Here is a 9,066-nt window from a genome sequence, read left to right as displayed (position 1 = left end):
TTGCTTGGCGACCATAGCGTTATGGACCCACCTGATCCCATGCCGAACTCAGTAGTGAAACGTAATAGCGCCGATGGTAGTGTGGGGTCTCCCCATGTGAGAGTAGGACATCGCCAGGCTTTAAATTGCTTAAATGCTGAATAGACACTGCGGAGTGGTAGTTCAGTTGGTTAGAATACCGGCCTGTCACGCCGGGGGTCGCGGGTTCGAGTCCCGTCCACTCCGCCATTTATTTAAGACATAGTTAAGTCTTTAAAATAACTACAGGGGTGTAGCTCCAACTGGCAGAGCAGCGGATTCCAAATCCGCGTGTTGGGAGTTCGAATCTCTCCACCCCTGCCATCTTCAAGAAAGCCTCGACAGTAATGTCGGGGCTTTTTTACATCTGTATTCTTATGGATATTGGGTGTAGCTCCAATTGGCAGAGTAGCGGATTCGCCATACCGAAAATCAGCGCGTGTTGTAAAGTTTGAATATCGCAACCCCTGCCATCTTCAAGAAAGCCTCGACAGTAATGTCGGGGCTTTTTTACGTCTGTATTCTTATGGATATTGGGTGTAGCTCCAATTGGCAGAGTAGCGGATTCGCCTTACCGAAAATCAGCGCGTGTTGTGAAGTTTGAATATCGTAACCCCTGCCATCTTCAAGAAAGCCTCGACAGTAATGTGAGGATTTTTTACGTCTGTATTCTTATGGATATTGGGTGTAGCTCCAATTGGCAGAGTAGCAGATTCGCCATACCGAAAATCAGCGCGTGTTGTAAAGTTTGAATATCGTAACCCCTGCCATATTAAGGAAGGCTTATATCGAAAGATATGAGCCTTTTTGCTATCTATAATTTATGCTTGTTGCGTTAATTGGCACAGCAGCGGATTCGCCTTACCAAAAATCAGCGCGTGTTGTGAAGTTTGAATATCGTAACCCCTGGCATATTAAATAAGGCTTATATCGAAAGATATGAGCCTTTTTGCTATCTGTAATTTATGCTTGTTGCGTTAATTGGCATAGCAGTGGATTCGCCTTACCGAAAATCAGCGCGTGTTGTGACGTTCAAATATCGTAACCCCTGCCATCTTCAACAAAGCTTCGACAGCAATGTGAGGATTTTTTATGCTGTATTCTTATGAATGATCGAGTGGGTGCAAGAGGTGAATAGACGTAGTTAGAGAGAGAAATAATGAATAGTGATGATCTCATTCATGGATACTAAGCTTGTTAGACTATGAGTGCTTTATAGCGTCATTGATAGATAAATAATAGAAGAAACAATGACAAAGCAATAAACGTTTCTTTGATGGCTAGAAGACTAGTTGCAGTGTTGACACTTTATTTGCAATAAAAAGCTCTTGAATAGAGGGCGAAAGTGGTAATGTAGTGAGGTAAATAGTCAATTTCTTGGAGTTTTTATGCCACATCTTCGCTTTCGTGCTGTTGCCTTTGATACAGTAAAACAGCTATCAACTAAGTTGGTTGATGATTTACAACCGTTGATGGATTGTCCTCGTGAGGATTTTACTATTGAACATATTCCAGCATCATTTATTTTTGATGGCGAAGTCTCTGATGCTTATCCTTTTGTTGAGGTATTTTGGTTTGATCGGGGCCAGAATACGCAGGATCTTGTTGCTAAAGCGATTACTAATATCGTCAGAGAGGCTGTTGAAGATCCGCAGCAAGATGTCGCTGTTATTTTTACTGCGCTGAAACCGTTAGCTTATTATGATAATGGTAACCACTACTAAATCCTCTTTCATGCTTACATTGATGTTGTTATTTCTAATTTTACGATGATATCAGCCCATTACTATGATGGGCTGAATTGTCGATGCAGGCTTGTATTATGGCGCGTAGAACAAAAACAAAAGTGGTTGCTGGCTTAGGTGTTGTCGCTGGTGCATTGGGGCTAGGAGCATTTAATTCTTCATTTGATGTCTCAGTGCAGCCTGAAATTACTAATGAGGTATTTGCTCCTCATTTTAGTTATCACTGTATTGAAAGTGAAATTGCACCACCGCTTGATAATCATGGCCAATTAACCGTCGCGGTATGGAATATTTATAAGCAGCAACGACCTAATTGGCGTTCAGCGTTAGCATCATTTACTCAAAAAAGTGATTTAGTATTATTACAAGAAGCGAGTTTAAATACTGAATTACAAACCTATTTGAATGATAGCCAATGGCAAGTAAGAATGGCGAATGCATTTCGATTTCTTGATACGCCAGCAGGGGTTATGAATCTATCGCGAGTATCATCACGTCAGACGTGTGCTTATCTTGCGATGGAGCCATGGTTAAGGCTACCTAAATCGGCTTTACTGTCACAATTTGCATTGTCAAATGGACAAACTCTCGCTGTGGTTAATTTACATGGTGTCAATTTTGCAATTGGTTTAAATGAATATAAACAACAATTAGATAGTTTAAAGGCAGTGTTAGAGCAGCATCAGGGGCCGATTATATTAGCGGGTGACTTTAATACATGGCGTAAAGCACGTATTAAAGTGGTGCGAGCTTTTGCCCATTCGTTAGGATTAAAAGAAGTGCACTATCATAATGATCAACGAGTGCGAGTGCTTGGTAAACCGCTAGATCACCTTTATTATCGTGATTTACGTTTAGTAACGGCAGAAGCACCTAAAACAGATGCTTCTGATCATAATCCATTATTAGCGACGTTTAAGTTAGTATCACCGACTGTACATTAGGCTGAAATAATTAATAGTGGCCATACAATTATGGTTAAGACCCACGGTAGTATGGCTACAATAATAGCTCTAGCACGATCGAGATCTGTCCATGCACTAACTGCTGCATAGGTTAGAGCGATGTACCACGGTGCTAATAGTGGCATTGTAGTCGCAATTGCTGCCCAGCGATTATTCATTGGTAATTTTAATAAGCCATTAAAACTGTTTAAATCGGCCGCATTAGGCAGAATATTATTGTGGTTAAAAACAATATTAATGTAACTTGCAATGTCACCAATAAAAGATGGCAGCATAATAAAGCAAGTAGCAGCAAGCCATTTACCATAGCTATGTTGATGCTGACTGCTTTTCGTCGCTAACTTTAACCATAAAGCTAATACAAAAATTACCACTGTGCGGCCAGTTATATCGCTAAAGACCTCACCAGCAAGTAGCACTTCTCGTGTTAGCCATGATTGTTGTACATTTTCGCCAATATTACCAAGTTGAACTTGAATTGCTTGTTGCAACCATGGCATATCGACATGATTAAAGTAGCTTCCCCATAAAATAAATGACCCAAAAACAACCATTAAATACGGTAAAATTGCCCACTTAGGACGCTCATAAATTGCAGCAAAGCATTCTATTGGTGAACGAAACAAGTCAATAATGGCGATGACTGGGTTTTTTGATGGCGTCATGCTTTAACCTTACTACTTATAATTAATTTTAGCTGTTGGCCTTGCTTAATATATTTACGGTTACCCAGGTTATTCCATTTTTTAATCTCAGCAATAGAAACGTCATAGCGCTGTGCAATGGTACTTAAGCTATCACCACGGCGTATTTTGTAACTGATCGTTTTACGGCTCGCTGTGGTTTTTTTAATGCTCGCTGATGCTGATACTTTTAACCGTTGTCCTTTTTGCAGTACGGCATTTTTGCTAAGACGGTTAAGTTGTTTCAGTTTAGTAATACTGGTTTTATGCTTGCGAGCAATGCTCCATAAACTATCACCCGACTGCACCACATAATGCTGTGCTTCGACATTAAGCGCGACACGATGCTGACGGTTAACCAATGAAATTGGTGAGGTTGGAATGGTCAGTAATTGCCCAATGCGAATGTTAGTTGTCTTAAGTTTATTAACCCTTTGAATCGTTTTAATGCTGCTGTGATAACGTTTAGCAATTAACCCTAAACTTTCACCTGCTTTTACACGGTGATGATGAGTTACGATGCTTGCATTACGGTTCTGTGCTAATTCACGCTTAAAACGTTTAACAGTATTGATTGGCAGTAATAACTGATTAAGTCCATTGGGTGCAGTTACACCACGACGGTAAGCCGGGTTTAGATCTTTGAGTTCAGTTAAGCTAATGCCTGCAAATTTAGCTGCAATAGTCAGGTCCATTTGCACACCTGGTTTAACGATAGCTACAACAGGTTTATTGCTAATAGGTGGAATATGAAAACCATACTTTTTGGGGTGCATGATGATATCAGCAACGGCGTAAAGCTTAGGAACATAGCTACTGGTTTCGTTGGGTAAATCAAGTGCCCAATAATCAGTAGGCTTACCTGCAGCTTTGTTTTTACGAATAGCACTAAATACACGACCTTCGCCAGTATTATAAGCTGCTAATGCTTGTTGCCAGTTACCATCAAATTTCTTATTTAAATACTCAAGTAAATTAAGTGCCGCAGTCGTTGATTTAACTACGTCGCGACGACCGTCATACCAGCTATTTTGTTTTAAGCCAAAACGACGGCCAGTGTCGGGAATAATTTGCCATAAACCAGCAGCAGCCATACTTGAATAAGCATGAGGGTCAAATGAGCTTTCAACGATCGGTAATAATGCCAGCTCTAGCGGCATGCCACGCTTTTCGACTTGCTCTGTGATGTAATATAAAAAAGGCTGGGCGCGTTGAGCAATAATTTCAAGATTACGCGGGTTTTTTAGATACCAGTTACGGTAGTACTGGACGCGCTTATTATTTGGAATTTTGGTGGTGATCTGCATTGCGATGCGATCCCATACGTCCTGCTGCTGTTGCGGAGTCAGTTTTACTACTTCTGCTTGAGGCGGTTTAATAACCGGCGCTACGGGTACAACAGGCGTATTAGTTGGTTGCTCAACGACAGTGTTTTTTGAATTGGTATCGACCTGTGTTGTCTCTTTTGTCGTTTGACAACCTGCGATAACAAGCACACTTGCTAAAAGAATTTTGAATTTCATGATAGTCGTTTGTAGCCAAAATGGTTGGTGATGATACTTGCCCAACCACCTTGGTTACAAGGGGAGAAACGTTAAAATTCGTCTTTCCAACGTCGAAGTGCTGCAAATGTCTCAATATCTGAATTATCGTACGCTTTATCAGCAACTGAGCGTTTAATACTTGGCTGATCACAACGTAAAAAAGGATTAATAAGTTTTTCGTTACTGAGAGTTGTCGGTAGGGTACTTTGGCCGTTAGCACGTAGTCGGTTGACTTGATCGCGATAACGTTGCAAATGGGCATTATCTTGTTCAGCGACTAATGCGAAAGCAAGGTTACTCGCGGTGTATTCGTGAGCACAGTAAACTTTAGTTTCGTCAGGTAGTGAAGCCAATTTTTGTAATGAATTAAACATTTGTGCTGGTGTGCCTTCAAATATGCGACCACAACCTGCAGAGAATAATGTATCACCACAAAAAAGTTTTTCGTCGCCAACATAAGCGACATGACCAAGTGTGTGTCCTGGTACGCTAAGCACCATAAAACGTTCACCAAAGATATCGACTTGATCGCCATCTTCTACCGGACGTGTGATGCCTGGAATAGGTTCATCATTAGGTCCAACAACTTTGGTTGCAGGGAAACGACGTTTTAACTCACTAATGCCACCGACATGGTCATGATGATGGTGAGTGATCAAGATCGCATCTAGAATTAAATTGTCTTTTTCTATTGCCTCAAGAACCGGCGTGGCATCCCCTGGATCAACAACGACACAATGATTGTCTGGGTTTTGAATTAGCCAGATGTAATTGTCCTTAAATGCGGGTATGCTTTTAACAGTTAACATGAATTTTGTCTCCAGCCTTATCAGGTGTTGAGCAGTATCTTATGAAGCCAGCGCGTACAGTAACACACATTGAAGTCCCTTATACATGGTCGAATGTGATCAATGGTGAATGGGTAGCAGAATTATTACAAGCACGACTTGATGAGTGGTGTCCGAAATTGTTTGGCTATCATATGTTAAAGCTTGGTGGCTTAAGTGCAGAGCTGACCAGTAGCCATTGTAATATTCAGCATCAAATTAATGTCGATAAGTTTAGCTCTAAACGTAGTGTCGCTGCTGATGCAATGGCATTACCTTTTATTGAAAAATCTTTTGATGCGTGTTTGTTAATGCATCAATTAGACTATGCGACTGATCCTCACCGTTTATTACGAGAAATCGATAGAGTGATGGTTGATGATGGTTATTTGGTGTTAAGTGGTAATAATCCGTTAAGCCTATTAGGCTTACGAGGCTTATTACCATGGAATCGTCGCCAAGCGCCATGGACAGGAAGGATGTACCTGCCATTTAGAATTAATGATTGGCTACGATTACTTAATTATGAAGTGGTATACCAAGAAACGTTTGCAATAGTGCCTGCGACGCGCCATCTTGCTTGCGCAGCATGGCTTGAGCATGTTCTCTCAGAGCCATTATCTGCGGTGGGTAGTTTATATTTTATTGTTGCACGTAAACGTACCTGTCCATTAAAACTGATTAAGCCGACTTGGAAATTACGTCGTCAATTAGCACCTGTGCGAATTAACTGCTGTACTCAAGCTGAAAAAACAGTACCTAAAATTCCACCGCAGTCGTGATCCTAGATTCAGTTTGGCTGATAACCAGTATCTTGTTGAGTAGGATTTTCAGCTGCAGTACGCGCTAAAACATCACAGCGTTCATTTTCTGGATGACCAGCATGACCTTTAACCCAATGCCATTGGACTTGATGACGTTGTGTCTCTTGATCCAGTTGCTGCCATAAATCGGCATTTTTGACCGGTTTTTTATCTGCTGTTTGCCAACCTCTTTTTTTCCAATTATGAATCCACTGCGTAATTCCTTGACGCACATATTGGCTGTCGGTGGTAAGATCAACCTGACATGGTTGTTTTAAACTCGCGAGTCCCATAATGGCGGCAAGCAGTTCCATGCGATTATTGGTGGTTATAAAATAGCCACCACTGAGTTCTTTTTCGTGTTGTTTGTATCTTAGTACGGTGCCATAGCCGCCGGGACCGGGGTTACCTAAACACGATCCATCGGTGAAAATCTCTACCTGCTTCATCATTGTGGGGAGTTTTGCCTTAGATAAAAACTTAAGTCTGACACATTAACTACTATGAAAGCCACTAACACGAATCAACGTATTATTGTATTTGATACAGAAACAACAGGTATGAACATGACCGGCCCTCATTATGAAGGTCATGGTATTGTCGAAATTGGTGCGGTTGAGATCATCAATCGTAAGCTAACTGGTAATACGTTCCACGTTTATATCAAACCTGATCGCCCGATTGATCCTGAAGCGATTGCTGTCCACGGTATAACCGATGAATTTTTACGTGATAAGCCTGTATATGCTGATATTCACCAAGAATTTATTGATTTTATTGATGGTGCTGAACTTGTTGCCCATAACGCATCGTTTGATACCGGTTTTATGGATTATGAATTTCATAAAATGGGCGCATCAATTGCGAAAATAGAGGATATCTGTCAAGTCACCGATACTCTAGAAATGGCAAAAAGGCTATTTCCAGGTAAACGTAATAACCTTGATATTTTATGTTCACGTTATGGCATTGATAACTCTCATCGTACCCTTCACGGCGCATTACTCGATGCTGAGATTCTAGCTGACGTTTATTTAATGATGACGGGTGGTCAAACATCATTACGTTTAAGTAGCGGTAATGATGATTCGACAACAACAACCAGTATTCGTCGTTTAGCCACAGATCGAAAAGTATTAAAGGTTATTAATGCTACTGCCGATGAACTAACAGCACATCAAGATAGGCTTGATCTGATTGGTAAAAAGGCTGACGTTATTTGGCGTCTTTAGGGGGAATATGTTGCGGCGATTATGGGTACTTATTTTTTATGTACCGCTCTGTGCTTGGGCACAAACAGAGACCAGATTAACTTGGCTTGATAATCGTTTTCGCGTTGATCCTGAGATCGAACAAATTACATTTATTGTGGCGCGAGAACAGCCCAGTCAATCAGTGGTATTAGTCGCGCCCAATGGGCATAAATATTATGCCGATCGTCACTCTAAAGCGATGTCGTGGTATAGCGAGCAGGGGATGGACATTATTTCTATTGATCACCCAATGGCTGGACCTTGGCAAGCTTTAGGGAAAGTGTCGTCCAATAATGGCATTAAAATAGTGTCTAATATTGAGCTCGATGTTGATCCGTTGCCAGCGCAATTATATCAAACCGAAGTGTTGAAATTTAGAGCCCGCTTAACTCAAAATAAACAGCCGTTATTGTTACGTGATTTTTTAGATCGAGTGCAGCTGGAAGTTAGTTTTTATCCGGTTAACACTGATGTAGATGATGTTAGCGCGAAGGAGTCAGCTTCGATAGTGGTGGGAACATTTGCTGATAATGGTCAAGGATATGATGAGATTGGCGGTGATGGTATTTTTACTGTTGCGCTTAGTGTAGATGTTGTACCTGGAAAATATCGCGTCAAAATAGCATCCGTAAATGGTGTTTTTGAGCGAGCAGTTGAGCAAACAGTATTAGTTTACCCAAGCTTAATAACAACGACCTTTATTCAAAGTCATCAGCCGTTAGCCTCTCATGTTGTTAAAGTTACAGCGAATGATCAAGCTGTTGTTGGCTCATTAGCGGCCTATTTAAGGGTTAAACAACCCCAACATCAGCCGCAAATTATTCAAACCGGCGTTCAACCTCAACAATCACAATTAATCCTAAGATGGCCTAATAATCGTCAGGTTGGTAAGGCGTGGTGGGCTGGCTGGGCTTATGTTACCGATACGCTGACTCAGCGTGAATTGGTGTTTCGATTAGCCAAACAGCATTATACTCACGTTGCGCCTGTTACTGTAGATACTTCGTCAGCATTGACTAAACAACAGCGTGAACAACAATTAGCCGCAGAAAAGACTGAGCAGCTTCAACAACGGTTATTATGGTTAGGGGTGGCTAATCTTATCGTCATGATTAGTGTCATGGGATGGTTGCAGCTATGGCGACGTAAACGTGTGCCAAAACCGGATTTAGTTATTCCTAAATAAGCATTATAAAACAGGGAAGCATGATGCTTCCCTGTTGATTAT

At 41.2% G+C, this 9,066-nt stretch carries 9 protein-coding genes, 2 tRNA genes and 1 rRNA gene; 8 read left to right on the top strand and 4 right to left on the bottom strand.

What is annotated here, in order from left to right:
* The first annotated feature begins 3 nt into the window (after positions 1-3).
* The 5 genes from rrf (at position 4) to PAND9192_RS19310 (ending at position 2,707) form a co-directional block, all read left to right on the top strand.
* Positions 4-119, top strand: a 5S ribosomal RNA gene (gene rrf, locus PAND9192_RS19330).
* A 32-nt stretch (positions 120-151) separates the two neighbouring features.
* Positions 152-228 (top strand) — tRNA-Asp (locus PAND9192_RS19325).
* Between the two features lie 37 nt (positions 229-265).
* Positions 266-342: transfer RNA gene (locus PAND9192_RS19320), tRNA-Trp, on the top strand.
* Positions 343-1,406: 1,064 nt separating this feature from the next.
* Positions 1,407-1,742 carry a DUF1904 domain-containing protein gene (locus PAND9192_RS19315; RefSeq protein ID WP_087846685.1) on the top strand — a complete coding sequence of 112 codons (336 nt, stop codon included), beginning with the start codon at positions 1,407-1,409 and terminating at the stop codon, positions 1,740-1,742.
* 98 nt (positions 1,743-1,840) lie between these two features.
* On the top strand, positions 1,841-2,707 hold the full coding sequence (locus PAND9192_RS19310; RefSeq protein ID WP_087855024.1) for an endonuclease/exonuclease/phosphatase family protein: 867 nt from the start codon (positions 1,841-1,843) through the stop codon (positions 2,705-2,707).
* On the opposite strand, the gene PAND9192_RS19305 is transcribed toward PAND9192_RS19310, so the two are convergent.
* The 3 genes from PAND9192_RS19305 to gloB all read right to left on the bottom strand — a co-directional run bounded on the left by PAND9192_RS19305 (position 2,704) and on the right by gloB (position 5,764).
* Positions 2,704-3,393: a Yip1 family protein gene (locus tag PAND9192_RS19305; protein WP_087855023.1), complete on the bottom strand. Its 690-nt coding sequence runs from the start codon at positions 3,391-3,393 to the stop codon at positions 2,704-2,706. The genes PAND9192_RS19310 and PAND9192_RS19305 overlap by 4 nt on opposite strands.
* Positions 3,390-4,934: a LysM peptidoglycan-binding domain-containing protein gene (locus PAND9192_RS19300; RefSeq protein WP_087855022.1), complete on the bottom strand. Its 1,545-nt coding sequence runs from the start codon at positions 4,932-4,934 to the stop codon at positions 3,390-3,392. The genes PAND9192_RS19305 and PAND9192_RS19300 overlap by 4 nt, the downstream gene beginning before the upstream one ends.
* 71 nt (positions 4,935-5,005) lie before the next feature.
* The gene (gloB, locus tag PAND9192_RS19295) at positions 5,006-5,764 is read right to left on the bottom strand and encodes a hydroxyacylglutathione hydrolase (RefSeq protein ID WP_087855021.1); all 759 of its coding nucleotides are present in this window, start codon (positions 5,762-5,764) and stop codon (positions 5,006-5,008) included.
* 41 nt (positions 5,765-5,805) lie between these two features.
* Between gloB and PAND9192_RS19290 the strand changes: the two genes are divergently transcribed.
* Positions 5,806-6,564, top strand: a complete 759-nt coding sequence (locus PAND9192_RS19290) for a class I SAM-dependent methyltransferase (protein WP_087855020.1) — start codon at positions 5,806-5,808, stop codon at positions 6,562-6,564.
* Between the two features lie 8 nt (positions 6,565-6,572).
* Here the strand turns inward: PAND9192_RS19290 and rnhA are convergent, their stop codons facing one another.
* Positions 6,573-7,037 (bottom strand): ribonuclease HI, encoded by a 465-nt coding sequence (gene rnhA / locus PAND9192_RS19285; RefSeq protein WP_087855019.1) that lies wholly within the window; start codon positions 7,035-7,037, stop codon positions 6,573-6,575.
* 51 nt (positions 7,038-7,088) lie between these two features.
* On the opposite strand from rnhA, the gene dnaQ reads away from it, so the two are divergent.
* A complete protein-coding gene (dnaQ, locus tag PAND9192_RS19280) occupies positions 7,089-7,817 on the top strand; it encodes a DNA polymerase III subunit epsilon (protein ID WP_087855018.1) in 729 nt (242 codons plus the stop codon).
* 7 nt (positions 7,818-7,824) lie between these two features.
* Positions 7,825-9,024, top strand: coding sequence for a TIGR03503 family protein (locus tag PAND9192_RS19275; RefSeq protein WP_234999223.1), 1,200 nt, complete (start codon positions 7,825-7,827; stop codon positions 9,022-9,024).
* Positions 9,025-9,066 lie beyond the last annotated feature (42 nt).

It is taken from the genome of Photobacterium andalusiense (assembly GCF_900185625.1).
GTDB lineage: Bacteria > Pseudomonadota > Gammaproteobacteria > Enterobacterales > Vibrionaceae > Photobacterium > Photobacterium aquimaris.
Note: the sequence above shows the minus strand (reverse complement) of the source record. Positions and strands in the feature narration are given on the sequence as shown.

Excerpts from the sequence above, each read along its gene's own strand:
- PAND9192_RS19315 (WP_087846685.1), top strand. The coding sequence starts at position 1,407 with ATGCCACATCTTCGCTTTCGTGCTGTTGCCTTTGATACAGTAAAACAG.
- PAND9192_RS19310 (WP_087855024.1), top strand. The coding sequence starts at position 1,841 with ATGGCGCGTAGAACAAAAACAAAAGTGGTTGCTGGCTTAGGTGTTGTC.
- PAND9192_RS19305 (WP_087855023.1), bottom strand. The coding sequence starts at position 3,393 with ATGACGCCATCAAAAAACCCAGTCATCGCCATTATTGACTTGTTTCGT.
- PAND9192_RS19300 (WP_087855022.1), bottom strand. The coding sequence starts at position 4,934 with ATGAAATTCAAAATTCTTTTAGCAAGTGTGCTTGTTATCGCAGGTTGT.
- gloB (WP_087855021.1), bottom strand. The coding sequence starts at position 5,764 with ATGTTAACTGTTAAAAGCATACCCGCATTTAAGGACAATTACATCTGG.
- PAND9192_RS19290 (WP_087855020.1), top strand. The coding sequence starts at position 5,806 with ATGAAGCCAGCGCGTACAGTAACACACATTGAAGTCCCTTATACATGG.
- rnhA (WP_087855019.1), bottom strand. The coding sequence starts at position 7,037 with ATGATGAAGCAGGTAGAGATTTTCACCGATGGATCGTGTTTAGGTAAC.
- dnaQ (WP_087855018.1), top strand. The coding sequence starts at position 7,089 with ATGAAAGCCACTAACACGAATCAACGTATTATTGTATTTGATACAGAA.
- PAND9192_RS19275 (WP_234999223.1), top strand. The coding sequence starts at position 7,825 with ATGTTGCGGCGATTATGGGTACTTATTTTTTATGTACCGCTCTGTGCT.